Origin of the sequence: Pantoea wallisii (assembly GCF_002095485.1) — a bacterium.
Taxonomy (GTDB): domain Bacteria; phylum Pseudomonadota; class Gammaproteobacteria; order Enterobacterales; family Enterobacteriaceae; genus Pantoea; species Pantoea wallisii.
In genome coordinates this window covers 1-22,394 of record NZ_MLFS01000002.1, presented here as the reverse complement: position 1 = coordinate 22,394, position 22,394 = coordinate 1, and the positions used below count along the sequence as shown (strand labels likewise).

Here is a 22,394-nt window from a genome sequence, read left to right as displayed (position 1 = left end):
AGGATCATTATGAAAGTGTGGTTGCCGGGCGCTGTCGCCCTGTTGCTGGCGCTGAACGCGCAGGCTGAAGATTATCGCGTTGTCTACTCGCCGAGCCTGTCGCTGGAAGTGTATATCGATAACGTGGCGAGTAATGCGCCCAATGACTGGTGCAAAGAGACGCTACCGCTGCGCATTGTTTCCGGCAAAAGCAGCGAAACCACTATTCTGAACAGCTTTTTGCCGCGCGTCGGCACGCTGCTGGCGAATCAGTGTGGCCTGCTGGATGTGATCCCGTGGCAGATGACCAATAAAGAGGGCAGCGTGCTGGCTACCGGCAGCGCGGCCAAACTGCAAAACTGGCGCCCCATCGTGCAGAACGATGTCACCGCCAGCGACAACACCGCCGCACCGCTTGATCTGTCGCGCCCGGCTGACAGCACGCCGCTGCAGCACTTTGCCCTGCCCGGCGGCTGCCACTTCCGCACCTGGTGGGATGAAAAAGGCCAGTCGCTGTTTATTCCGGATAACGCTAAACAGCGCTGCTCCACCGAAGGCTGGCTGGAGGGCCCCAGCGACATGACGCTGATGAGTGAAGGCAAAACGCGCCAGCAGCCGGTGAACTTTATGCAGGGTTATCCGATTGTCGACCTGCGCCTGACCAGCACCCCGCTGGAGGTAGTGGCGGTAAATAATCAGCGTATGATCGTTACGCGTCCGGATGCCGATGGCAGCTGGCTGGTGCTGCCTTTTGATGCACAGCAGCATGTGTGGCGCTTTAACGGCATGGTGTTGATCAAAATGGATAAAAATGCCGGCAAGGATAGCGATGCGGTGAAAACGCGGGTTGATAGCTTACGCGGCATCTGGTCGCCGCAGTTTATGCCACAGCAGAAAGTGACTGTGTTACTGATTGACACCCTGCATGCGGATCTGGCCGATCCGGCGATTGGTGCCTGGCGTAACATTAATTAATTAGCGGTCGTTGCCCGCCGTCACATGCGGTGACGGGGTGCTACAGGACGTGTTCAGAGAACCCACTATGTCGGCAAACGAAAACCATACACCTAACGCCCTGCCTGCAGGCTACCGGTTTAACGAATTTGAGATCAAGGAAGTGATTGGCGGCGGCGGCTTTGGCATTGTATATCGCGCCTGGGATCACCAGCTGGAACGCACCATCGCCATCAAAGAGTATATGCCGGTGTCGCTGGCGGTACGCGCGGCGGATCTGTCGCTTGAGCTGCGCGGTGAGCGTTTCCAGAAGCTGTTTAACGCGGGCCGTAACAGCTTCATTCAGGAGGCTCGCCTGCTGGCACGCTTCAATCACCCTGGCCTGCTGCATGTGCTGCGGTTCTGGGAAGAGAACGGCACCGCCTATATGGGTACGCTGTATTACAGCGGCATGACGCTGAAGGAGTGGCAGGCCACCAGCCCGGAAAATGTTGACGAAGCGTGGATCCGTCGTCTGCTGCCGCCGCTGTTTGGCGCCATCAATACCATTCACGCTGCCGGCTACCTGCACCGCGACATCTCGCTGGATAACATTCAGATTCAGGATAACCAGCTGCCGGTGCTGCTTGATTTTGGCTCAGCGCGTAAAGAGATCGGTAACCTCTCTGATGAAACTGAAATCATGCTTAAGCCGGGCTTTGCGCCGATTGAGCAGTACAGCGAAGAGGGTGAAGTTGAGCAGGGGCCGTGGACGGATATCTATGCGCTGGGCGCGGTACTGCATACGCTGATCACCGGGCATGCGCCACCGGTTAGTGTGGTGCGCTGCATTGAGGACAACTATCAGCCGCTGGTCGAGCGTAAACCCGAAGGCTACGCCCTGCCGCTGCTGCATGCCATCGACTGCGCGTTGGCGATGAAACCGGAAGATCGCCCGCAGAGCATCGACGCGTTTGCCCGCCTGATCGATCTGCCGGTTAACGATGTTGAAACGCTGATCACCGCCATTCCGCTGGCGACCGACCTGCCCGCTGCACCGGAGGCGGCTCCTGCGGTGCCGGAGCCGCAGGTTATGGCGGTAAATCATGCGGCGGCTGCGATTGAACCGGTGACATCGCGCAACGTGCGCCGCCTGTCACCTGGCCTGGTGGCGCTGGCCGCAGTGGCCATTCTGGCTGTGGTGGTTGTGGTATGGCGTGCGAATCGTACTCACGATGTGCCGCCTGTTGCCGCAACAGACTCTGCGGCCGCGCCGGCCGTCACGCCGTCCGCGGTCGCCAGCAACGCGCCAACCCTGGCTACCGTTTACCTGCAGTTGCAGGCGGGTGAGAATATTGTGCTGAACGGGGAAGCAAAAGATGTGAAGCCCGCCAGCAGCGGTTTTGCTTCGCTCAATCTGGCGGCGGGTAACTATCGCATTGAAGTGCATAACGGCAGCCGGGTGCGTAGCCAGATGCTGACCATTAATCAGCCCGGTACCTGGCTGATTAATCCGGGAAACTGATTTAACCGCGCGCGGTGGATTGCTGCAGCGCGCGGACTTCGGCAGCCAGTCGCGTGAGCGCATCTTCCTGCATGCCGCGTTTACCCAGCTCCTGTTCCAGCGAGTAGAGATACTGAGCGTTAGTCCCCAGCGGTCCGCTGGCCTGCGCAATGAGCGGCGCGATGGTGCTGCGGCAGGAGTCATCTTCATACAGCGGGTGGCGCGGGTCCATGATAAACACCAGCGCGGTGACTCTGCGGCCATCGTCCAGCGTAAGCTCGCACCAGGTCGGCAGGTAGCAGCCGGTGATCATCTCCCGCTTCCACAGCAGTTCCAGCTCCTCATGTAGCCGCGCTTCCGGCAGCCGGAAGGCCAGCCCGCTGGTTGTACCGCCCTCTTTCAGTGCCAGCATGCGGCCCGGCGACGCTTCCGTACCGCGGCCTGCCGTCAGGCGCAGGCAGAAGGCGCGGTGCCAGCCCTCCAGCTTGCCCGAAGCCACTTCTTCCGACTCAAACACCGGGTTCCACATTAAAGAACCATAGCCGAAGATCCATACCGGGCTCTGATCGGGGCGACAGGCCAGCGTCGCCGATAACGATGCGGCGCGCTTTTCACAACTCCACAGCAGTGCCTCATCAATGTCGCCAAATGATGTTTTGCAATCTGCTTTTAATAAGAATTCCCGGGTTAACACTGCGATCTCCTCTACTGCGCTGACATCCTGTCGGTTGGGCTCCTCAACTCTGATGTGATACAAGCGACGCCTGCTGCGTCGACTTTAAGAGAGACATTAATGCATTTTTCACAAAAGTTTCAAGATTGACCCGGATCACAATCGGGAAATAATGTGTAAATAGCATCGGCTGCCTGGCAGGAATCTTGAACGAAGCGGGGAAAAGTGTGAAGCGGGCCGTAAATCGCCCGCTCTAATGCTAATTTTTAGGGTGCCATTTGTCGTCGTCGCCTTTAGCGTACTCCTTTTTCACCGCAGCCAGGCAACCTTGTGTGCGACCTCTTCACGCGATTCGTCGCCCCGACGCTCGTCCTTATCTTTGTACTGATCCCAGGCGCTGTTAAACGCCTTCTGGTAGATGGTCTGCGCATGGCCGGGTAGCACATGGCGCACGCTATCCGGTAATTCACGATTCGATGAATACGGCATGGTTCCTCCTGTTTTACCCTGACGTATTAAGCCTGGAAGATAACCGGGGAATTGCAAACCGTGATTATCTTGCGCTCTGGCTAAAAACCTGGTTATAGCGGCTATAAAACGCGATCATTTACGTCTTTATCGTCTGATTAACCGCGAAAACCTGCTTTTTCCTGTTAAGTAATCGTATGAATAATTTGCATAATTTATTCATAACCTGCGCTTTTGTAGCATTAATAAGAAAAATGTAGAAAAGTAAAAACGCGTAAAAATCCTGCACACCCGCTGGTGAAAAGTTACACTGCGCTGCGTCAGATGAGTCATTATTTATCAGGCAAGGTTTGCCTGTTTTGTTCTTTTTGCCAGAGAGGATGCTGAATGGCTGCACATGAAAAAACCCGACACAGTGAGTATTCACTGATTTTCCCGATTATCGCGCTGGCGGTGCTAAGTTTCTTTGGCGGCCAGCAGGCGCTGCTGCCGGTTATTGGTATTAACCTGCTGGCGCTGTTAGCGATTCTCAGCAGTGCGTTTAGCGTGGTGCGTCACGCTGATGTATTGGCCCATCGTTTAGGCGAACCCTACGGTTCGCTAATTCTGAGCCTTTCGGTGGTGATTCTTGAGGTCAGCCTGATCTCGGCGCTGATGGCGACCGGCGATGCGGCACCGGCGCTGATGCGCGATACGCTCTACTCCATCATTATGATTGTGACCGCAGGCTGGTAGGCTTCGCGCTGCTGCTCGGCGGGCGCAAATTCGCTACGCAGTACGTCAATCTGGCTGGCGTAAAGCAGTACATGATCGCCATTTTCCCGCTGGCGATTCTGGTGCTGGTGTTTCCTAATGCGCTGCCAGGCGGTAACTTCACGACCACGCAGGCGCTGATTATCGCCGCCATCTCCGCAGCGATGTATGGCGTGTTCCTGCTGATTCAGACCAAAACGCACCAGAGCCTGTTTGTTTACGAGCATGAAGATGACAGCGATGATGGCGACCCGCACCACGGTAAGCCCTCGGCGCACAGTTCGCTGTGGCATACCCTGTGGCTAATTGTGCATCTGATTGCCGTTATCAGCGTAACCAAAATGAACGCGAACACGCTGGAGCATCTGCTGACCGAGCTGAATGCGCCAGAGCAGTTCACCGGCTTCCTTGTTGCGCTGCTGATTCTGTCGCCGGAAGGGTTAGGTGCCATCAAAGCGGTACTGATGAACCAGGTGCAGCGCGCCATGAATCTGTTCTTCGGATCGGTGCTGGCGACCATCTCCCTGACGGTGCCCGCCGTGACGATTATTGCCACGCTGACCGATCAGCAGCTGATCTTTGGCCTGGAGCCGCCGCATATGGTGATCATGAGTGCGGTACTGATTTTGTGTCACATCTCGTTCTCAACCGGCCGCACCAATGTGCTAAACGGTGCAGCGCACCTGGCGCTGTTTGCCGGCTATTTGCTGACGATAATGCTGTAGCGATGCGACACGCTGAGATCAGGACGTAATACTGGAGACATGCGGCATTTACTATTGCCGTATGTCTCCAGTGCAATTTATTATAATAATAAATATCATCTTTTCATTTTATTATGTTCCATTTTATTTTTAATGAAAATGATTAATCTCACTGTGACCCATGCAAAAAATAGCGAAAAAAGGATGACAGCAATAATCAATGCATCAATAGTGGAGGGGAATATATGTAATGGATTAACTAACTTACCCAAGATCATATAGATAGATTCAGGAATAAAACGAAATATCATTTCTGGGATCAACATAGCATAGATGAGACTGAGACCAGAAATCAGTAATATCCTTTTCATTTTCCGCTTGCTCCTTGCATAAGGATATTGTAATTATATAACCGTATCAAATGGATTTCTACCGTAAGGAATACGTAATCATGTCATATTTAAAGCTTAAGTTACAAGCTGATCGTAATATTGCCCTCAATTTGGAAAAAGCATTGGTGCAACTTCAGGAAGAGATCCGGACAACCGGCACGGTCGTTGTTTCTGGATTAGAACGAGCGAGTTGGTATGGCTCTTGCCTTTTTGATGATTATAAAGATGTATGCAAAAGATTAACGAAGGAAGATGTTCGTATGTTTGCTGCATTACCACAAGTTTTTTCAAGGCATGATGTTATCCTTGATATGGTAGAAATTTACTTTAGAAAAAAAATCACCCGACTTAGTGAAAGCGATGTCCAAAGTCTGATAAGAAAAATCACGGATAAAGCCGCTAATTACTCATCTGGTAAAGCTACCAAACTCGCCCTCTCATTTCTGATTGCACGTATTATCACAGAATCAAAAGTTTTCAAGCGCTCTTTAGTGGATGTTATTGACAGAACATCCCTTTACAGTATAACTGTCTTGAAATTTTATGGAAAAATACAAATTGCCGCAACTGCGGCTCAAAATTTGCGATTTGCTGATGCAGAATATTATTTTGATCTATATCAACAAAATTTAGAAATGCTATATTATCTTATTGAGCCGGAAATGAAAAAATCATTTATTTAAATAAATCTGGCTCTACAAATGAAGAGGAAATAATGGAGCTGGTCGAGAGGATGCTGGTGAAATGAAAAAATTATTCCTCTGGCTCTATGCTTGGTTCAGCCACTCTTTCTTTTCATTATTACCGGTAGTGGCCGCAATTGCTGGCGGAGTAGTGCTGACACATTTAATACCCCGTTATGGCCTGATACTAACGTTAGTTTGGGTCGTAATCATGGGCGCAGTTTACGTCAAATATTTTAAGTGGTATTAAAATATAAACAGCGTTAAGAGAAAAGGCACCTTTCGGTGCCTTTTCTCTTCTGAACCCTATCAGACGCTGGTATCCAGCTCCGGGAAGCTCTTCACCAGGTCATCAATGGCTTTCATTTGCACGAGGAACGGCTCCAGCTTGTCGAGCGGCAGCGCTGATGGGCCGTCGCATTTGGCACTGTTTGGCTCCGGGTGCGCTTCGATAAACAGACCAGCAATGCCTACCGCCATACCGGCGCGGGCCAGCTCACCCACCTGACCACGACGGCCGCCTGATGCCGCACCGAACGGATCGCGCGTCTGCAGCGCGTGGGTTACGTCAAAGATCACCGGGCTGTTGTTAGTGACCTTCTTCATCACGTTAAAGCCGAGCATATCCACAACCAGATTGTCGTAACCGAAGTTACTGCCGCGATCGCACAGGATCACTTTATCGTTGCCGCCTTCCGCGAATTTATCCACGATGTTCCCCATCTGGCCGGGGCTTACGAACTGCGGTTTCTTAACGTTGATGACCGCACCGGTCTTCGCCATCGCTTCAATCAGGTCAGTCTGGCGCGCCAGGAAGGCGGGCAGCTGAATCACATCGACCACATCCGCGACCGGCTGTGCCTGCCAGCTTTCATGAACATCGGTGATGATCTTTACGCCAAAAGCCTGCTTCAGCTCCTGGAAGATTTTCATGCCTTCATCCAGACCCGGACCACGGTAGGATTTGATTGACGAACGGTTCGCTTTATCAAAAGAGGCTTTGAACACATACGGGATACCGAGTTTATCGGTCACTTTCACGTAATGTTCGCAGATGCGCATGGCGAGATCGCGGGACTCCAGCACGTTCATGCCGCCGAAAAGAACAAATGGCAGATCGTTTGCGACCTTGATATCGCCAATACTCACTACTTTCTGTGTCATGCCCTGCTTTCCTTATTTCGGGGGACGCTTAATGTAGCGTCACCTGTTTCTGTTCAATTGCGTGAATCTGCACTTTAATCATCTCGCTGACCGGGTCTTCAGGACACTGCTCAACGAAATAGGTCAAATCGGTTAGCGCAATATGCTCGCACTCCAGCTGCGCATAGATCAAACCGCGATCGCGAATTTCATAGGGATCGTCCGGGTCAATTTGCAGCAGCACCTGGCTGACATTCAGCGCCAGCTCCATCTGCTTCTCTTCCATCAGCGCCGCTTTTAGCGTGTCGAGCATTTTGCGCATCACGCTCACGGTTTTCGCGCCATCAAGATCGTCATTGTAAAGTTTGGCTGTCGGGCTGATGTTGCCGCGCAGCCACACTTCCAGCGTATGGGTATCCAGCGTCTCACCGTTAAACGGTTGATGAGCCACATTTCACCATCCAGCCAGTCAGCGCGCAGGATCAGCTGAGTGGGGAAAATCACCGGCATCAGCGGCAGCTCCAGCTCTTCCGCGATGTGCAGCAGAATCACGCCCAGTGACACCGCCGTACCCTGACGGCTCTTCAGCACTTTATCGATCCACAGCGCGTCCGATAAATTGTAGACGCCGCCGGCACCGCCAAAACCCCACTGGCGATAAAACAGCTCCAGCAGCTTCTCCAGCTGCAGATCGGCGTCCTGCTCGCTACTGACGTAGGCGCGCGCCTCTTCCACTAAATCGGCCAGCTGTTGCTGCACAGAGGGCGCAGAGAAATCATTACGTATGGCGCAGGTGGCGCCAATCACCGCTTCACTTAACGGTGTCTCACTAAAATCAAGTTGCACTGGCGAGGTCATACTATCCCCAATATCGGCATTTTGGTCATCGCCAGCTTAATCACAAACAGCAACGCTACGATTGCAATTAAACAGGCAATCCAACGGGTCCCCATTTTACGCGGGCGACGGCTTAATGCCACAGAACCTAAGGCGATGTAGATGATAACCCCTAACAGCTTCTCCGTCAGCCAGCTTCCTTGTGGTGTGAAGGGGTAAAAATGGGTTATCAACACCAGCAGCACGCCGCTCAGCAGCAGGAACGTATCATTGATATGCGGTGCAATGCGTACCCAGCGGCGCTGCAGCAGCGCGGAGCCGGTGGTTAACCAGTAAAATCGTAGCAAAAACAGGCTAATGGTAATGGCTACGGTGAGCAGGTGAAATTGTTTAATCAGCGGATACCAGCTGGCCATTATGCTTCCTTAATCAGTTGTCCTGAGGTTACGCGCGGATTGCCGCCGTAATCGTTGACGGTGTTCACCGCCTGATAACCGTGCTCTGTCATCAGCGCGCGCACCGCCGCGCCCTGCTGCCAGCCGTGCTCCAGCAGCAGCCAGCCGTGCGCCCGCAGCCACTGCGGCGCGCTGTGAATGATAAAACGGAGATCCGCCAGCCCTGCCTCTTCCGCCACTAATGCACTAAGCGGCTCAAAGCGCACATCGCCCTGCTGCAGATGTTCATCGGCGGCATCAATATAGGGAGGATTACTGACGATGAGGTCAAAACGTTGGGCGGGAAGATCGCGGAACCAGTGGCTTAACTGGAAGTGCGCGTTGCCGATATGCAGCCGCTGCGCGTTCTCCTGCGCCAGCGCCACGGCGGCAGGAATGCGATCGCAGCCAAACACCTGGCAATCGCGGCGTTCACTGGCCAGCGCCAGAGCAATTGCCCCGGTACCGGTACCGAGATCGAGCAGGGTGGCGGGATGCGCAGGCAGATGCGCCAGCGCCTGCTCTACCAGCACTTCGGTATCCGGGCGCGGGATCAGCGTGGCCTCGCTGACACGCAGCGGCAGCGACCAGAACTCGCGCTCGCCGACGAGATGGGCGATCGGTTCGCCCTGCACGCGACGCGCCAGCAGTACCTCAAGCTGTGCCCGCTGCGCGTCATCCAGTTCGTGCTCGTCAAACGCTATCAGCCAGCTGCGGGATTTGCCGGTAACAAAGCCCAGCAAAATCTCTGCATCGCGCTTCGGGCTATCGCCACCACATAACGCAGCCACTGCGTGCTGTAGCCAGCGACGAATATTCATCAATCCTGCCCGGCCAGCGCGGCGAGCTGATCGGCCTGATACTCCTGCACAATCGGCTCAATCAGCGTATCCAGCTTGCCCTCCATCGTCTCGTCCAGACGGTAGAGCGTCAGGTTAATACGGTGGTCGGTAACGCGGCCCTGCGGGAAGTTATAGGTACGAATACGATCGGAGCGATCGCCGCTGCCCAGCAGATTGCGGCGTGTAGAGGCTTCTGCGGCATGGCGTTTTGCCATCTCCGCCGCGTGAATACGCGCACCGAGCACCGCCAGCGCTTTAGCTTTGTTTTTGTGCTGCGAGCGTTCGTCCTGGCACTCCACCACAATGCCGGTAGGCAGGTGGGTAATACGGATGGCTGAATCGGTGGTATTAACGTGCTGACCACCGGCACCCGATGAACGGAAGGTGTCGATCTTCAGATCGCCCGGGTTGATGTCAGGTAGCTCCGCTTCAGGCAGCTCCGGCATTACCGCAACGGTACAGGCCGAGGTGTGAATACGGCCCTGCGATTCGGTTTCCGGCACGCGCTGAACGCGATGACCGCCGGATTCAAACTTCATGCGGCCGTATGCGCCATCGCCGGTAATGCGTGCAATCACCTCTTTGTAACCGCCGTGCTCACCTTCGTTGGCGCTGATGATCTCCACCTGCCAGCGGCGCCCTTCGGCGTAACGGCTGTACATGCGGAACAGATCGCCGGCAAAAATCGCCGCTTCATCACCACCCGTTCCGGCGCGCACTTCGACAAAGCACGGGCGCTCATCGTCAGGATCTTTCGGTAGCAGCAGCACCTGCAATTGCTGTTCAAGCACTTCACGCTTGTCGCGCGACAGTTTCAACTCTTCCTGCGCCATGTCGCGCATTTCCGGATCGTCGAGCAGCATTTCGGCTGTTTCAACGTCTTCCTGCACCTGCTGCCATTCGCGGAAGCAGCGGGTGACGTCAGTCAGCTGGGCATATTCGCGTGATAACGCGCGGAAACGGTCCTGATCGCCAATAACGCCGGCATCGCCCAGTAACGCTTCCACTTCTTCATGGCGTTCCTGCAGCGCTTCCAGCTTGGCAACAATCGAGCTCTTCATCTAATAGAGGGTATCCCAGTGATAGGTCGTGACAGACCAGATTACTCTAAACCGAGGCTGTCACGTAAGATCTGCAGGCGTTCGCTATCGCCATCGCGCGCGGCCTGCTGCAGTGATTTGGTTGGAGCATGAATCAAACGGTTGGTGAGCTTGTGGGCCAGCTCCTGCAGAACTTTTTCCGCGTCCGCGCCCTGTCGCAGCGCCGCCAGCGCACGCTCTTGTAGCTCGGCACGCACATCATCAGCCTGCGCACGGTACTCGCGAATGCTCTCGCCGGCGCTTTGCGCGCGCAGCCAGGCCATAAACTCGCCGCTCTCCTGCACCACAATGCTTTCAGCCTGAACCGCCGCCGCTTTGCGCTGCGCCATGTTCTGCTCAATGATCGCCTGCAGGTCATCCACGCTGTACAGGTAAGCGTTAGCCAGCTTGCCCACTTCCGGCTCAACATCGCGCGGTACGGCGATATCCACCAGCAGCATTGGCTGATTACGACGCGCCTTCAGCGCGCGCTCCACCATGCCTTTACCGATAATCGGCAGTGGGCTGGCGGTGGAGGAGATAATAATGTCGGCGTCGGCCAGGCGGGTTTCAATATCGGCCAGGCCGATTACCTCCGCACCCACTTCGTCAGCCAGCAGCTGCGCGCGCTCACGGGTGCGGTTAGCGATCATCAGCTTTTTCACGCTGTGTTCACGCAGATGGCGCGCCACCAGCTCGATGGTTTCACCGGCGCCGACCAGCAGCACATTCACCGTGCTGAGTGATTCAAATATCTGACGGGCAAGCGAACAGGCAGCGAAGGCGACCGACACCGCACTGGCGCCGATCTCCGTTTCGGTGCGCACGCGCTTGGCTACCGAGAACGTTTTCTGGAACATGCGCTCCAGCTCGCTGCTCAGCGCATGGTCACGCGAGGAGTCAGCAAAGGCTTTTTTTACCTGACCGAGGATCTGCGGCTCGCCCAGCACCAGCGAATCCAGGCCGCTGGCTACGCGCATCAGGTGACTGACCGCGGCATTATCCTGATGCCAGTAGAGGCTGTTACGCACGTCCTCTTCATGCAGATCGTGGTAATCACACAACCAGCGCACCAGCTTCTCCTGCAGATCGGCCTGCTGCTCTACGCTAAGATAGAGTTCAGTACGATTACAGGTGGAGAGCACCACACCGCTTTGCACCATCGGCTGGGATAGCAGGCTGTTTAAGGCCTGATCCAGCGTGTCCGGCGTGAACGAAACACGTTCGCGCAGCGCAACAGGGGCGGTTTTGTGGTTGATTCCGAGAGCAAGCAGCGTCATGGTGATCGGGTTGGGAAGTCCCAATAATTGTCAGGGTTTTGTGAAGCGCATTCTACAAGATGCAGCAGATCAAGAAAAGCCATACAAAGGCTATGACTGTAATAAGATTAAACTGATCGTGCGTAATTTTCCCCTCAACGCCATTGACGGCTCTGATGCGGATGGTTAGCGTTACCGGTTACGAAGTAAAAACGTGTCTGAGGAGACGACCACGTGATGCATTTGCCCCCGCGCAAGCTGTTGCGCCTTTTGCCCCTCGCCAGCGTATTGCTGGCAGCCTGTAGCATCAACAAACCCCAGCAGGGTCCTGGTCCCAGCACGACATCTCCGCAGTGGCAGCAGCACCAGCAGGCTGTTGCGAAGATCAGCCAGTATCAGACGCGCGGCGCGTTTGCTTATCTCTCTGACAAGCAGAAAGTGTATGCGCGCTTTAACTGGCAGCAAACCGCCGCCGATCGCTATCGCCTGTTGCTCACCAATCCGCTGGGCAGTACCGAACTGCAGCTGGATGCGCAGGGCTCTGTGGTGCAGATCGTTGATAACAAGGGCAAGCGCTACGTCAGCAATGATGCGGAGAAGATGATCTCGCAGCTGACAGGCATGGACATTCCGCTGGCGAACCTGCGTCAGTGGATGATGGGCCTGCCTGGCGATGCCACGGATTACCAGCTCAACGGCCAGTACCAGCTGCAGAGCCTGAATTACAGCCGTAACGGTCAGCAGTGGAAAGTAAATATTTCAGGCTACGACAGCAAAGTGAACCCGCCGCTGCCGGCCAACCTGGAGCTGACCGAAGGCGATCAGCGCATCAAACTGCGTATGGATAGCTGGACCACGCAATGATCACCACCTGGCCTGCTCCGGCAAAACTGAACCTGTTTCTCTACATCACCGGCCGTCGCCCGGACGGCTATCACAACCTGCAAACGCTGTTTCAGTTTCTGGATTACGGCGACACGCTGGAGATTATCCCGGACAGCAGCGGTCATATTACGCTGCTGACACCCCTCGCGGGCGTGGCCGATCAAGACAACCTGATCGTGCGCGCTGCCCTGGCGCTGAAACAGGCGGCACAGGATAAAGGTACCGTGCGCGCCGATGCAGGTGCGCGTATCGCGCTGGAGAAACGCCTGCCGATGGGCGGTGGTCTGGGCGGCGGCTCTTCGGATGCCGCGACGGTGCTGGTCGCGCTGAATCACTTATGGCAGGCCGGTCTGAGCGTGGATGAGCTGGCGGCGACTGGCGTATCACTGGGTGCCGATGTGCCAGTGTTTGTCCGCGGCCAGGCGGCGTTTGCCGAAGGCGTGGGCGAGCAGTTGCACCCCGTCGAACCGGTGGAAAAGTGGTATCTGGTGGCGCATCCCGGCGTCAGCATTGCAACGCCGGATATCTTCCGTGATGCCGACCTGACGCGCAATTCACCAATACGCACATTAGATGAACTGCTGCAGCGCCCTTTTCATAATGATTGTGAAGCTGTGGCAAGAAAACGTTTTCGCGAGGTTGATGCGCTGCTTTCCTGGCTGCTAGAATACGCGCCGTCGCGCCTGACTGGCACCGGCGCCTGTGTGTTTGCTGAATTTGACACCGAGGCTGCTGCTCGTCAGGTGCTGGAGCTTGCCCCGAAATGGATATGCGGATTTGTGGCGCGCGGGCTTAATCTCTCGCCGTTGCAGCGCACCCTTTCCGGGCTCAAAGCGTATGCGTGACAGTGTCACCCTGTTCCAGATACTGCACATTGCGCATTAACACACCCGTATGAACAGGCTCAAATGTATTCGCCGGTTATTTTTGAGCGGTTCATTCTCTGGACGCCAAGCCTGAGGTTCTTCTCGTGCCTGATATGAAGCTATTTGCTGGTAACGCCACCCCGGAACTAGCACAACGTATTGCCAACCGCCTTTACACCAGCCTCGGAGACGCCGCTGTCGGCCGTTTCAGTGATGGTGAAGTCAGTGTACAGATTAATGAAAATGTACGCGGTGGTGATATTTTCATCATCCAGTCCACCTGTGCCCCCACCAATGATAATCTGATGGAGCTGGTTGTGATGGTCGACGCGCTGCGTCGGGCTTCTGCTGGTCGTATTACTGCTGTTATCCCCTACTTTGGTTATGCCCGCCAGGACCGCCGCGTGCGCTCTGCCCGCGTGCCGATTACCGCCAAAGTGGTAGCGGACTTTCTCTCCAGTGTAGGTGTTGACCGTGTTCTGACGGTTGACCTGCACGCCGAACAGATCCAGGGCTTCTTTGATGTCCCGGTTGATAACGTGTTCGGTAGCCCTATCCTGCTGGAAGATATGCTGCAGATTGGTCTGGAAAACCCGATTGTGGTCTCTCCGGATATCGGTGGCGTAGTGCGTGCCCGCGCTATCGCCAAACTGCTCAACGATACCGATATGGCAATCATCGATAAACGTCGTCCGCGCGCGAACGTTTCTCAGGTGATGCACATTATTGGTGACGTTGCGGGTCGTGACTGTGTACTGGTCGACGATATGATCGACACCGGCGGTACGCTGTGCAAAGCGGCTGAAGCACTGAAAGAGCGTGGGGCAAAACGCGTGTTTGCCTATGCGACTCACCCTATCTTCTCAGGCAATGCGGTTGAAAATCTGCGCAAGTCAGTGATCGATCAGGTGATTGTCTGTGACACGATTCCGCTGTCAGAAGAGATGAAATCCCTGCCAAACGTGCGCACCCTGACGCTCTCCGGCATGCTGGCCGAAGCGATTCGTCGTATCAGCAACGAAGAATCCATCTCTGCGATGTTCGAGCATTAATCGTTCGTCGTTAACCGGGCCTCGCGCCCGGTTTTTTCATTTCCGCGTTGGGCTTATTGACCGATTAAGCCGCTTTCACCGAAGATATTTGCGCGATAAATTGCGCTTAATCCCGCTATTCTTGCAGCCTTCCACTCTTTTTCTCTGACGCCTGCTTCCGCACTTTTGTGGTCCAGTGATTAGTGGTATTTTCCTCCACACTTTTGCTGAGAACTCCGACCACTATGACGCTCGACATCTACACACTGTTTATTTGTGAGCTCTACGTGCTGGGGTTTCTGAGCATCATTCTGGTTTTCGCCTGGGTGGGCGCGCAATACGATCGCGTGCTTGGCTTCACCACGCTGGCACTGGTGCTAACGCTTGGTGCGGTTTTCCTGAGCAGCCTGCGCAGTGCCGGCCTGCACTTCCTGCCGATTGCTGCCGGTAACGTCGTGATGCTGCTGGCCTATGGCGGCCTGCTCAGCGCCTTTCGTACCTTCTGCCAGCAGCCCCTGGGAGTGAGCTGGCTATGCGGCGCGCTGCTCTGGGCAGTTTTGTGCCTGTTTCCGCAGTTCTATTATGATCCGCCTAAACGCGTACTGATGATGTGCCTGTTGTGCATTATCTATACGGGCGCACTGATTCGTCTGCTGTGGCAATCGCGCGCCACGCTCCCGGTGACCTTCTGGCCGGCGCAAATTCTGCTGTGGATCCACCTGCTGTTTCACGTTGCGCGTATATTTCTGGACGATGCGGTGGCGACGCCGGTACGGGGCGCGATTGGCGGATCGGGCTTTTCGGTGTACGTGATCCTTGAGTCCATTCTGTTTGTCATTGGGCTGGCCTTCACCATTCTGGCGATGGTTAATGAACGTACTCAGCTTGCCCATAAGCTGGCATCCTTACATGATCCGCTTACCAGCGTCTGGAACCGGCGTGCGCTGTTTGAGCAGGCGGAGCGATTGATTATGCGTCAAAGTCGCCAGCCAAAACCCTACATTTACACCGCCGTACTGTTTGATCTCGACCACTTCAAAAGCATCAATGATCATTACGGCCATCTGCAGGGCGATCGGGTGCTGATTGATTTTTGTCAGGTGGTAAAAGCGTTGTTACCCGGTGAGAGCCATTTTGCCCGGCTGGGCGGCGAGGAGTTCGCCGCGCTGCTGCCGGGCGACAGTGAGCAGGCCCGACGGGTTTGTGAGCGTATCCGTCTGGCGACACAGCTGTCGCAACCTAACGACATCTGTTATACGGTGAGTATCGGATTCGCCACCGCCAGCCTGCCGCATCAGGCGTTCCCTGCCCTGCTGGCGCTGGCTGATGAAGCGCTGTATCGCGCTAAAGCCAGCGGCCGTAACCGTATTGAGCACTATGTCGGGCACCCGGAGTTGATGAGTACCGCAGTGGCCTCTTAATGAGAAGAGTGATGATTACGGCGGCAGCGTTTATCACCGTAGTGGCGTAGCCAGTAATAGCGATCTTCCACTTTTTCACGCCCGCTCACGCGTGCGCCTGCCAGCCATAGCAACGCCCCTACGAAGATGCTGAACATCGCCCCATGCGCGAGGAACTGCGGCAGATTGACCGAAGGCAACTGATTGATGATTGAATAACTGACGCCAAGTACCATTGTCAGTAAGCCGAGACACATCAGGCCATTGCCCATAACACGGCAGTGTTGACGTTTCATGATTCACCTCCATCCATTTGAGCAAAGCAAAAAACAGCACGTAAGGTTAATTTGCTATAAGTTTAGGCAATGACTGGCCCTGACGTTGCGGACAGGATCACACATTTTTCACAATCTCTGACAAAACTTTACCGCCAGCGCCTTGATTTCGATAGAAATTGATTAATCACGTCGCGACACCAATAACCGGCAGCGCCCTTTGTCATCCCTGCCGCCAGGCAGTAAACTATCGCCCTTTCCGCAGCAAGACAGGATAAACATCGTGAGCAGCATTAAACTGATTGTCGGGCTGGCTAATCCCGGCGCTGAATACGCCGCAACGCGCCATAACGCCGGTGCCTGGTACGTCGATTTGCTCGCCAGCCGCCACAATCAGTCCTTAAAAGAGGAGCCGAAGTTTTTCGGCTATACCGCACGCCTGTCGCTGGCGGGTGAAGATGTGCGTCTGCTGGTGCCAACCACTTTCATGAACCTGAGCGGTAAAGCCGTTGCGGCGATGGCAACTTTTTATCGCATTACGCCGGAAGAGATTCTGGTGGCGCATGATGAGATGGATCTGCCGCCGGGCGTGGCTAAATTGAAACAGGGCGGCGGCCATGGTGGCCACAACGGTTTAAAAGACATCATCAGCAAGCTTGGCAATAACAATAACTTCCACCGTCTGCGCGTCGGAATCGGTCATCCGGGCGATCGCAATAAAGTGACCGGCTTTGTGCTGGGTAAACCGCCGGCCAGCGAGCAAAAACTGATTGATGATGCAGTGGATGAGGCGGTGCGTTGTACCGAGCTGTGGCTGAAAGAGGATAAAATCAAAGCCATGAACCGCCTGCACGCGTTCAAAGCCAGCTAAGCCAATTCCCGCGCCGCCGCAGGTAATTCTGTGTATAATGCGCGAAATTTTTTGAATCAGTCGGCGCTGCCAGCAGCGCTGCACACTCAGTGAGAAAGGTAATCAGACCATGGGATTTAAATGCGGTATTGTGGGCCTGCCGAACGTCGGTAAATCCACCCTGTTTAATGCGCTGACCAAAGCGGGTATCGAAGCAGCCAACTTTCCGTTCTGCACCATCGAGCCTAACACCGGCGTAGTACCGATGCCCGATCTGCGCCTCGATCAGCTGAGCGAGATCGTCAAGCCGCAGCGCGTTGTGCCCACCACCATGGAGTTCGTCGATATTGCCGGCCTGGTGAAAGGTGCCTCGAAAGGTGAAGGTCTGGGCAACCAGTTCCTGACCAACATCCGTGAAACCGAAGCGATTGGTCACGTGGTGCGCTGCTTCGAGAACGACAACATCATTCACGTCTCAGGCAAAGTGAATCCGGCGGAAGATATTGACGTGATCAATACTGAGCTGGCACTGTCGGATCTCGACACCTGCGAACGCGCGATTCAGCGTTGCCAGAAAAAAGCCAAAGGCGGCGACAAAGACGCTAAAGCGGAGCTGGCTGCGCTGGAGAAGTGCCTGCCACATCTGGAAAATGCCGGTATGCTGCGCTCGCTGCAGCTGGATGCCGATGAGAAAGCGGCCATCCGCTACCTGAGCTTCCTGACGCTGAAGCCCACCATGTACATCGCCAACGTTAACGAAGACGGTTTCGAAAACAACCCGTATCTGGATCAGGTGCGCGCGATTGCTGAAGCGGAAGGTTCTGTGGTGGTGCCGGTGTGTGCCGCGGTGGAGTCTGATATCGCAGAACTGGACGATGAAGAACGCGACGAGTTTATGGCCGAGCTGGGTCTGGAAGAGCCAGGCCTGAACCGCGTGATTCGCGCCGGTTATGCCCTGCTCAATCTGCAGACCTATTTCACCGCAGGCGTGAAAGAGGTACGTGCCTGGACTATTCCGGTGGGCGCAACTGCACCGCAGGCCGCCGGTAAAATCCACACCGACTTCGAGAAAGGCTTTATCCGCGCCCAAACCATCGCATTTGATGACTTCGTTGCCTATAAAGGTGAACAGGGTGCGAAAGAGGCCGGTAAGATGCGTTCAGAAGGGAAAGACTACATCGTTAAAGATGGCGATGTGATGAACTTCCTGTTTAACGTCTGATTCACCCACTGCCCCATAATCCACGCTCCGGCGTGGATTTTTTTATCTGCTCTTTACGCCAGCCTAATACCCGCCACGCACTCCCTTTTGTCACCTATTCCCTCAATCAGATTATCGCTGCGCTGAGTATACTTATGCAGTTCCCGTGGTGAATTCACGCGATACCGTCTTCAAATCTGATGAGGAAAGACACGATGAAAAAGCGACTTCTGCTTCCTTTACTGTTTGCCACCAGCCACGCCGTGTGCGCAGCGGGCGGCCAGGTGACATTCAGCGGTGCAGTCATTGATGACACCTGTAAATCAGCCAACACTCAGCGACCGGCCTTGCATTGCACGCGGGGTGGCGTGATGCATACCCTGCCACTGCAACTTACCGCCCGCGCCCAGGCGCTGCCTTACAATCTGGGTAGTGTGCATGCGGTGCATCAGCGCAGCGTGCAGATCGTGACGGTTAACTATCACTGATCCTACTGATAATCCGCCGGCAACGGATTGCCGTTGACCTCACTGAGCAATATGTACCCGCTGCTTAATGTCCTTCAGAAACAGCGTGATGGTAAATGTCATCATCACCAGTAGCGACCAGGCGCCCCACTTCCCCACATGCACGGTGGCCCATGCCCCTATCTGATTAGGATATTGCCATACGCCAAACAGCGTACCGAGATTCTCTGCCAGCCAGATAAAAAAGCCGATCAGAATAAATGCCACCAGCAGCGGCATCCGGTAAGGGCGATCGTAAGGGGTAAAAATCACCTCTGAACGTGCATACAGGCCAAGCGCAATACAGGCAATGTGCCAGCGATAATCGCCGATAAAATGATGGGTGAAGAAGTTGGCATATAACGCCAGTGAGAGCAGAACGGCAAACAAAATCGGCGGATGGTGACGTATTTTCAGGTCCATTAATCGCCAGCACTGAATAATATAGCTCCCGACGGCGGCGTACATAAAGCCGCTAAATAGCGGCACGCCGCCGATTTTACTCCACGCATCGTCCGGGTAGTGCCACGAGCCAATCGCTGAGGAGGTTTTAAATAATTCCAGCGCAAAACCAAGCAAATGAAAAAGCGTAATGGCTTTCAACTCATCCCAGCTCTCCAGCCGGACGGCGATCATCATTAGCTGAATCGCCAGCGCAATCAGCAGCAGTACGTCATAGCGCGCTATACCAAACAGGCCAGCACGCGGTACAGAGAAGATAGCGACAAAGAACAGGCCGGCAAATAGGCAGGCACGCAGCTCTTTGATGCCGAACCAGAGAAAATCGAGACCAAAGCGAGCCATGCCCGTCAGCCGCGTAGCCGGCGGATGCATTAAAAACCGATCAAAAGGATTATCCATCATGGTGGTCAGCGCACTACGCTATAGATCATCATTAGCACCAGCATAATAGCCAGCATCGTCATGCAGCCCACGCCAGCCGCTCGCCATTTCGATGCCAGCTGGCCACCGTGATGCAAATGACGCTTTAGCATGTCGCCCTGAACATGCTGATGGATGACGGACATGGCAAATGCCAGCGGCACGACAATCGCCGGCCCGGGAATGTTAGCCGGAATATAGAGCGAGGCGATACAGGTCGCGAGCAAACCACAGAAGCCATAGAGCCAGGCTTTTTTCGCCTGCGTGGGCTGTCCGGTACGCTGATAATTCCACGCCATGAGCACGCCGCCTGCCAGTACGGAGCCCAGCAGTGTGGCAATGAAAACAGACGTGCGGTTATAGAGGTGACAGGACACGGTGAGCGTGTCCGTGGAGGTGGCGTGCTTCCCTGAGTGATTATCCATAATCTTTCCTGTCTGATACCCGATGATGGCCGCGCAGAGGGCACGGCCAGATAGCCAGACGCTAGCATAATCACCCGTGCTTTTCGAGCGTTAGCAGTGGTCGCGCGGGCTGATCTGTCCTGGAAATCACAGACGGACAGTGAAGTTCCGGCGATGCCCGAATATGTGTGAAGCGCATAATCATGCGTTGACATCTTTCATGGTAAAGGTACATTTTACGCCATGAAAACCTTTCTGATTATTGTACCGGACGGCGGCATGCTGTTCGAAGCGGCGGGCATCGCCGATATCCTCATGCACGCCAATCTGCACCTGCCGGTGGGCGTTGACCAGCCACGCTATCGCATCAGTATTGCCACCACGCAACCACATCAGGTTATTCACGGCCAGTCCGGCCTGAACCTGCTGGCGGACCTCAAGCTGGCGGAGCTCGATCCGCGCGCCGCCTGGGATACCATCATGATTACAGGACGCGGCGACAGCGTCGAAGAGGGCAACATGGTGGTGGACTTTGTCCGGCTGGCGGCACCACAGGCGCGGCGCGTCGTCTCAATTTGCGGCGCCTCCCTGCTGCTGGCGGAGGCGGGCTTGCTGGATGGTCGCCGCGCTACCAGCCACTGGCGGCTGCTGGAGACGTTGCAGACGCGCTATCCACGCGTACAGGTGGAAAGCGGCCCGCTGTATATTCAGGACGGCCCCATCTGGACATCCGGCGGTGTCAGCTCTGGTTTTGACCTGACATTAGCGCTGGTGGAAGAGGATTTTGGCTTCAGCGTGGCGCGCGACATTGCGCAGGATATGGTGATGTATCTGCGGCGCCCGGGCGGACAGATGCAGTTCAGCCGCTTCCATCTGCAACCGGCCAGTGATACCGGCCCGATTAGCCAACTGCAGAGTTGGATCGGCGGCCACCTTGCGGACGATCTGTCGGTGGAAAGACTGGCCGCCGAGGTTGCCATGAGTCCGCGCAACTTTACCCGCGTGTTTACCCGGGAAACCGGCGTCTCGCCGGCGCGCTACGTGGCGGAAGCTCGTCTGGCAGCGGCCCGGCAGCGGCTGGAGCAGAGCACCGAGACGCTGGAGCGTATCGCCATGGCAACCGGCTTTGGCAGCAGCATCAACCTGCGCCGCAGTTTTGAGCGGCAGCTGCATCTTACGCCGGGTGAATATCGCCAGCGCTTCCACTGCCGCAAAATGGCGTAAAGTGATCCTTTTTTGTCGTTTACGCCAGAGTCCGCCAGGCCTACAGTGACTGCAATTACTTCACAAAGGAGTCAATCATGATCAAGGTAGGCATTAACGGCTTTGGCCGTATCGGACGTAACGTATTCCGCGCAGCACTGGGCAGCGATGACATCAAGATCGTCGCTATCAATGACCTTACTGACAGCAAAACGCTGGCGCATCTGCTGAAACACGACTCCCTGCTGGGTCGCTTACCGGCAGAGGTTACGGCCGGTGAAGGCGAGCTGCGCATTGACGATAGAGCGGTGCGCGTGTTCAGCGAGCGCGATCCCGCCAACATTCGCTGGGCCGATGTTGGGGTAGATATCGTGATTGAAGCCACCGGCTTCTTTACCGAGCGCGATAAAGCTGCAGTACACATTACGCATGGCGGTGCGAAGCGCGTGATCATCTCTGCGCCCGGCAAAAATGACGACCTGACCATTGTGATGGGCGTTAATGACCAGCATTACGATCCGCAGCAGCACTTTGTGGTGAGCAACGGCAGCTGCACCACCAATGGCCTGGCACCGGCGGCGCAGGTCCTGCATCAGGCGTTTGGTATTGAACACGGCCTGATGAACACCACGCACGCCTATACCAACAGCCAGGCCCTGCACGATCAGCCGGAGAAAGATCTGCGCGGTGCGCGGGCGGCGGCGCTGTCGATTGTGCCTTACTCCAGCGGTGCCGCGAAGGCGCTGGGGCGCGTTATTCCCGAGCTGGACGGCCGTCTGACCGGCTATTCGCTGCGCGTGCCGGTGCCGGTGGTCTCTATCGTCGATTTGACCGTGACGCTGAAGCGCGATGTCACCGCCGAAGAGGTGAATGAAGCATTTAAAGCCGCCGCGGCGGAAGGCCCGTTGCACGGTATTCTCGGTTACAGCGATGAACCGCTGGTGTCGAGTGATTACCAGGGCGATCCCCGTTCGTCGATTATTGATGGTCTGTCAACGCTGGTAATTGGCGGTAACCTGGTCAAGATCCTCGCCTGGTATGATAACGAGTGGGGCTTCTCAAACCGTCTGGTGGATCTGGCTCGCCTGATGGCGCAGCGCGGTTTGTAAAGGCGGCTGGCAGCCCTGCAGGTCGCCACTCCAGAATCAAAACTGAATCAGCTCCTTATAAACAGCGGTACCGATGGTTAAGGGAAGAAGGGAGGGTAA

General features: G+C 55.4%; 21 protein-coding genes and 3 pseudogenes. 13 read left to right on the top strand and 11 right to left on the bottom strand.

The features are described 5' to 3' along the window. Positions 1-9 precede the first annotated feature (9 nt). Both HA48_RS00760 and HA48_RS00755 read left to right on the top strand, forming a co-directional pair. Positions 10-954, top strand: coding sequence for a hypothetical protein (locus HA48_RS00760; protein ID WP_128599335.1), 945 nt, complete (start codon positions 10-12; stop codon positions 952-954). Between the two features lie 67 nt (positions 955-1,021). Continuing rightward, positions 1,022-2,437 carry a serine/threonine protein kinase gene (locus tag HA48_RS00755; RefSeq protein WP_128599334.1) on the top strand — a complete coding sequence of 472 codons (1,416 nt, stop codon included), beginning with the start codon at positions 1,022-1,024 and terminating at the stop codon, positions 2,435-2,437. A 1-nt stretch (position 2,438) separates the two neighbouring features. On the opposite strand, the gene HA48_RS00750 is transcribed toward HA48_RS00755, so the two are convergent. Further along, positions 2,439-3,110: a gamma-glutamylcyclotransferase gene (locus HA48_RS00750; RefSeq protein ID WP_167377132.1), complete on the bottom strand. Its 672-nt coding sequence runs from the start codon at positions 3,108-3,110 to the stop codon at positions 2,439-2,441. Positions 3,111-3,348: 238 nt separating this feature from the next. Further along, a pseudogene (gene chaB, locus HA48_RS00745) lies at positions 3,349-3,578 on the bottom strand (putative cation transport regulator ChaB). Positions 3,579-3,944: 366 nt separating this feature from the next. Between chaB and chaA the strand changes: the two are divergent. Both chaA and HA48_RS00735 read left to right on the top strand, forming a co-directional pair. After that, positions 3,945-5,035, top strand: a pseudogene (gene chaA / locus HA48_RS00740) (sodium-potassium/proton antiporter ChaA). 430 nt (positions 5,036-5,465) lie between these two features. After that, positions 5,466-6,089: a hypothetical protein gene (locus tag HA48_RS00735; RefSeq protein WP_244182778.1), complete on the top strand. Its 624-nt coding sequence runs from the start codon at positions 5,466-5,468 to the stop codon at positions 6,087-6,089. A 309-nt stretch (positions 6,090-6,398) separates the two neighbouring features. Here the strand turns inward: HA48_RS00735 and kdsA are convergent, their stop codons facing one another. The 6 genes and pseudogenes from kdsA to hemA form a co-directional block, all read right to left on the bottom strand. Beyond that, a complete protein-coding gene (gene kdsA / locus HA48_RS00730) occupies positions 6,399-7,253 on the bottom strand; it encodes a 3-deoxy-8-phosphooctulonate synthase (RefSeq protein ID WP_128599333.1) in 855 nt (284 codons plus the stop codon). A 28-nt stretch (positions 7,254-7,281) separates the two neighbouring features. Further along, positions 7,282-8,090: pseudogene (gene sirB1, locus HA48_RS00725) on the bottom strand (invasion regulator SirB1). Then, on the bottom strand, positions 8,087-8,485 hold the full coding sequence (locus HA48_RS00720) for a SirB2 family protein (protein WP_128599332.1): 399 nt from the start codon (positions 8,483-8,485) through the stop codon (positions 8,087-8,089). The pseudogene sirB1 and the gene HA48_RS00720 overlap by 4 nt, the downstream one beginning before the upstream one ends. Then, a complete protein-coding gene (gene prmC / locus HA48_RS00715; RefSeq protein ID WP_128599331.1) occupies positions 8,485-9,324 on the bottom strand; it encodes a peptide chain release factor N(5)-glutamine methyltransferase in 840 nt (279 codons plus the stop codon). The genes HA48_RS00720 and prmC overlap by 1 nt, the downstream gene beginning before the upstream one ends. After that, a complete protein-coding gene (gene prfA, locus HA48_RS00710; RefSeq protein ID WP_128599330.1) occupies positions 9,324-10,406 on the bottom strand; it encodes a peptide chain release factor 1 in 1,083 nt (360 codons plus the stop codon). The genes prmC and prfA overlap by 1 nt, the downstream gene beginning before the upstream one ends. A gap of 41 nt (positions 10,407-10,447) precedes the next feature. Further along, entirely contained in the window at positions 10,448-11,704 is a 1,257-nt protein-coding gene (gene hemA / locus HA48_RS00705) for a glutamyl-tRNA reductase (RefSeq protein ID WP_128599329.1), read from the bottom strand. Positions 11,705-11,920: 216 nt separating this feature from the next. On the opposite strand from hemA, the gene lolB reads away from it, so the two are divergent. The 4 genes from lolB to HA48_RS00685 all read left to right on the top strand — a co-directional run bounded on the left by lolB (position 11,921) and on the right by HA48_RS00685 (position 15,886). After that, entirely contained in the window at positions 11,921-12,547 is a 627-nt protein-coding gene (lolB, locus tag HA48_RS00700) for a lipoprotein insertase outer membrane protein LolB (RefSeq protein WP_128599439.1), read from the top strand. Then, positions 12,544-13,413: a 4-(cytidine 5'-diphospho)-2-C-methyl-D-erythritol kinase gene (gene ispE, locus HA48_RS00695; protein ID WP_128599328.1), complete on the top strand. Its 870-nt coding sequence runs from the start codon at positions 12,544-12,546 to the stop codon at positions 13,411-13,413. Before lolB ends, ispE begins: the two co-directional genes overlap by 4 nt. A gap of 125 nt (positions 13,414-13,538) precedes the next feature. Then, entirely contained in the window at positions 13,539-14,486 is a 948-nt protein-coding gene (gene prs / locus HA48_RS00690) for a ribose-phosphate diphosphokinase (protein ID WP_006118899.1), read from the top strand. A gap of 224 nt (positions 14,487-14,710) precedes the next feature. Continuing rightward, positions 14,711-15,886, top strand: coding sequence for a GGDEF domain-containing protein (locus HA48_RS00685; protein ID WP_128599327.1), 1,176 nt, complete (start codon positions 14,711-14,713; stop codon positions 15,884-15,886). Here HA48_RS00685 and ychH read toward each other — a convergent pair. Beyond that, a complete protein-coding gene (ychH, locus tag HA48_RS00680) occupies positions 15,883-16,161 on the bottom strand; it encodes a stress-induced protein YchH (RefSeq protein ID WP_128599326.1) in 279 nt (92 codons plus the stop codon). The two genes, HA48_RS00685 and ychH, sit on opposite strands and share 4 nt — an antisense overlap. A gap of 262 nt (positions 16,162-16,423) precedes the next feature. Here ychH and pth point away from each other — a divergent pair, with 262 nt between their 5' ends. The 3 genes from pth (at position 16,424) to HA48_RS00665 (ending at position 18,679) form a co-directional block, all read left to right on the top strand. Next, positions 16,424-17,011, top strand: coding sequence for an aminoacyl-tRNA hydrolase (gene pth / locus HA48_RS00675; RefSeq protein ID WP_128599325.1), 588 nt, complete (start codon positions 16,424-16,426; stop codon positions 17,009-17,011). Positions 17,012-17,120: 109 nt separating this feature from the next. Beyond that, complete coding sequence (ychF, locus tag HA48_RS00670) at positions 17,121-18,212, top strand: redox-regulated ATPase YchF (RefSeq protein ID WP_128599324.1); 1,092 nt, start codon at positions 17,121-17,123, stop codon at positions 18,210-18,212. 194 nt (positions 18,213-18,406) lie between these two features. After that, positions 18,407-18,679 (top strand): hypothetical protein, encoded by a 273-nt coding sequence (locus HA48_RS00665; RefSeq protein WP_128599323.1) that lies wholly within the window; start codon positions 18,407-18,409, stop codon positions 18,677-18,679. A gap of 39 nt (positions 18,680-18,718) precedes the next feature. Here HA48_RS00665 and HA48_RS00660 read toward each other — a convergent pair whose 3' ends face one another. Both HA48_RS00660 and HA48_RS00655 read right to left on the bottom strand, forming a co-directional pair. Next, positions 18,719-19,558 carry a DUF817 domain-containing protein gene (locus HA48_RS00660; protein WP_128599438.1) on the bottom strand — a complete coding sequence of 280 codons (840 nt, stop codon included), beginning with the start codon at positions 19,556-19,558 and terminating at the stop codon, positions 18,719-18,721. An 8-nt stretch (positions 19,559-19,566) separates the two neighbouring features. Then, entirely contained in the window at positions 19,567-20,004 is a 438-nt protein-coding gene (locus HA48_RS00655) for a hypothetical protein (protein ID WP_128599322.1), read from the bottom strand. A gap of 222 nt (positions 20,005-20,226) precedes the next feature. On the opposite strand from HA48_RS00655, the gene HA48_RS00650 reads away from it, so the two are divergent. Next, positions 20,227-21,207 carry a GlxA family transcriptional regulator gene (locus tag HA48_RS00650; RefSeq protein WP_128599321.1) on the top strand — a complete coding sequence of 327 codons (981 nt, stop codon included), beginning with the start codon at positions 20,227-20,229 and terminating at the stop codon, positions 21,205-21,207. Positions 21,208-21,284: 77 nt separating this feature from the next. Then, the gene (gene gap / locus HA48_RS00645; protein WP_128599320.1) at positions 21,285-22,295 is read left to right on the top strand and encodes a type I glyceraldehyde-3-phosphate dehydrogenase; all 1,011 of its coding nucleotides are present in this window, start codon (positions 21,285-21,287) and stop codon (positions 22,293-22,295) included. The last annotated feature ends 99 nt before the right edge of the window (positions 22,296-22,394 follow it).

What these genes read in the sequence shown, in the direction of transcription:
- HA48_RS00760 (WP_128599335.1), top strand. Translation starts at nt 10, where the DNA reads ATGAAAGTGTGGTTGCCGGGCGCTGTCGCCCTGTTGCTGGCGCTGAAC.
- HA48_RS00755 (WP_128599334.1), top strand. Translation starts at nt 1,022, where the DNA reads ATGTCGGCAAACGAAAACCATACACCTAACGCCCTGCCTGCAGGCTAC.
- HA48_RS00735 (WP_244182778.1), top strand. Translation starts at nt 5,466, where the DNA reads ATGTCATATTTAAAGCTTAAGTTACAAGCTGATCGTAATATTGCCCTC.
- kdsA (WP_128599333.1), bottom strand. Translation starts at nt 7,253, where the DNA reads ATGACACAGAAAGTAGTGAGTATTGGCGATATCAAGGTCGCAAACGAT.
- HA48_RS00720 (WP_128599332.1), bottom strand. Translation starts at nt 8,485, where the DNA reads ATGGCCAGCTGGTATCCGCTGATTAAACAATTTCACCTGCTCACCGTA.
- prmC (WP_128599331.1), bottom strand. Translation starts at nt 9,324, where the DNA reads ATGAATATTCGTCGCTGGCTACAGCACGCAGTGGCTGCGTTATGTGGT.
- prfA (WP_128599330.1), bottom strand. Translation starts at nt 10,406, where the DNA reads ATGAAGAGCTCGATTGTTGCCAAGCTGGAAGCGCTGCAGGAACGCCAT.
- hemA (WP_128599329.1), bottom strand. Translation starts at nt 11,704, where the DNA reads ATGACGCTGCTTGCTCTCGGAATCAACCACAAAACCGCCCCTGTTGCG.
- lolB (WP_128599439.1), top strand. Translation starts at nt 11,921, where the DNA reads ATGCATTTGCCCCCGCGCAAGCTGTTGCGCCTTTTGCCCCTCGCCAGC.
- ispE (WP_128599328.1), top strand. Translation starts at nt 12,544, where the DNA reads ATGATCACCACCTGGCCTGCTCCGGCAAAACTGAACCTGTTTCTCTAC.
- HA48_RS00685 (WP_128599327.1), top strand. Translation starts at nt 14,711, where the DNA reads ATGACGCTCGACATCTACACACTGTTTATTTGTGAGCTCTACGTGCTG.
- ychH (WP_128599326.1), bottom strand. Translation starts at nt 16,161, where the DNA reads ATGAAACGTCAACACTGCCGTGTTATGGGCAATGGCCTGATGTGTCTC.
- ychF (WP_128599324.1), top strand. Translation starts at nt 17,121, where the DNA reads ATGGGATTTAAATGCGGTATTGTGGGCCTGCCGAACGTCGGTAAATCC.
- HA48_RS00665 (WP_128599323.1), top strand. Translation starts at nt 18,407, where the DNA reads ATGAAAAAGCGACTTCTGCTTCCTTTACTGTTTGCCACCAGCCACGCC.
- HA48_RS00660 (WP_128599438.1), bottom strand. Translation starts at nt 19,558, where the DNA reads ATGGATAATCCTTTTGATCGGTTTTTAATGCATCCGCCGGCTACGCGG.
- HA48_RS00655 (WP_128599322.1), bottom strand. Translation starts at nt 20,004, where the DNA reads ATGGATAATCACTCAGGGAAGCACGCCACCTCCACGGACACGCTCACC.
- HA48_RS00650 (WP_128599321.1), top strand. Translation starts at nt 20,227, where the DNA reads ATGAAAACCTTTCTGATTATTGTACCGGACGGCGGCATGCTGTTCGAA.
- gap (WP_128599320.1), top strand. Translation starts at nt 21,285, where the DNA reads ATGATCAAGGTAGGCATTAACGGCTTTGGCCGTATCGGACGTAACGTA.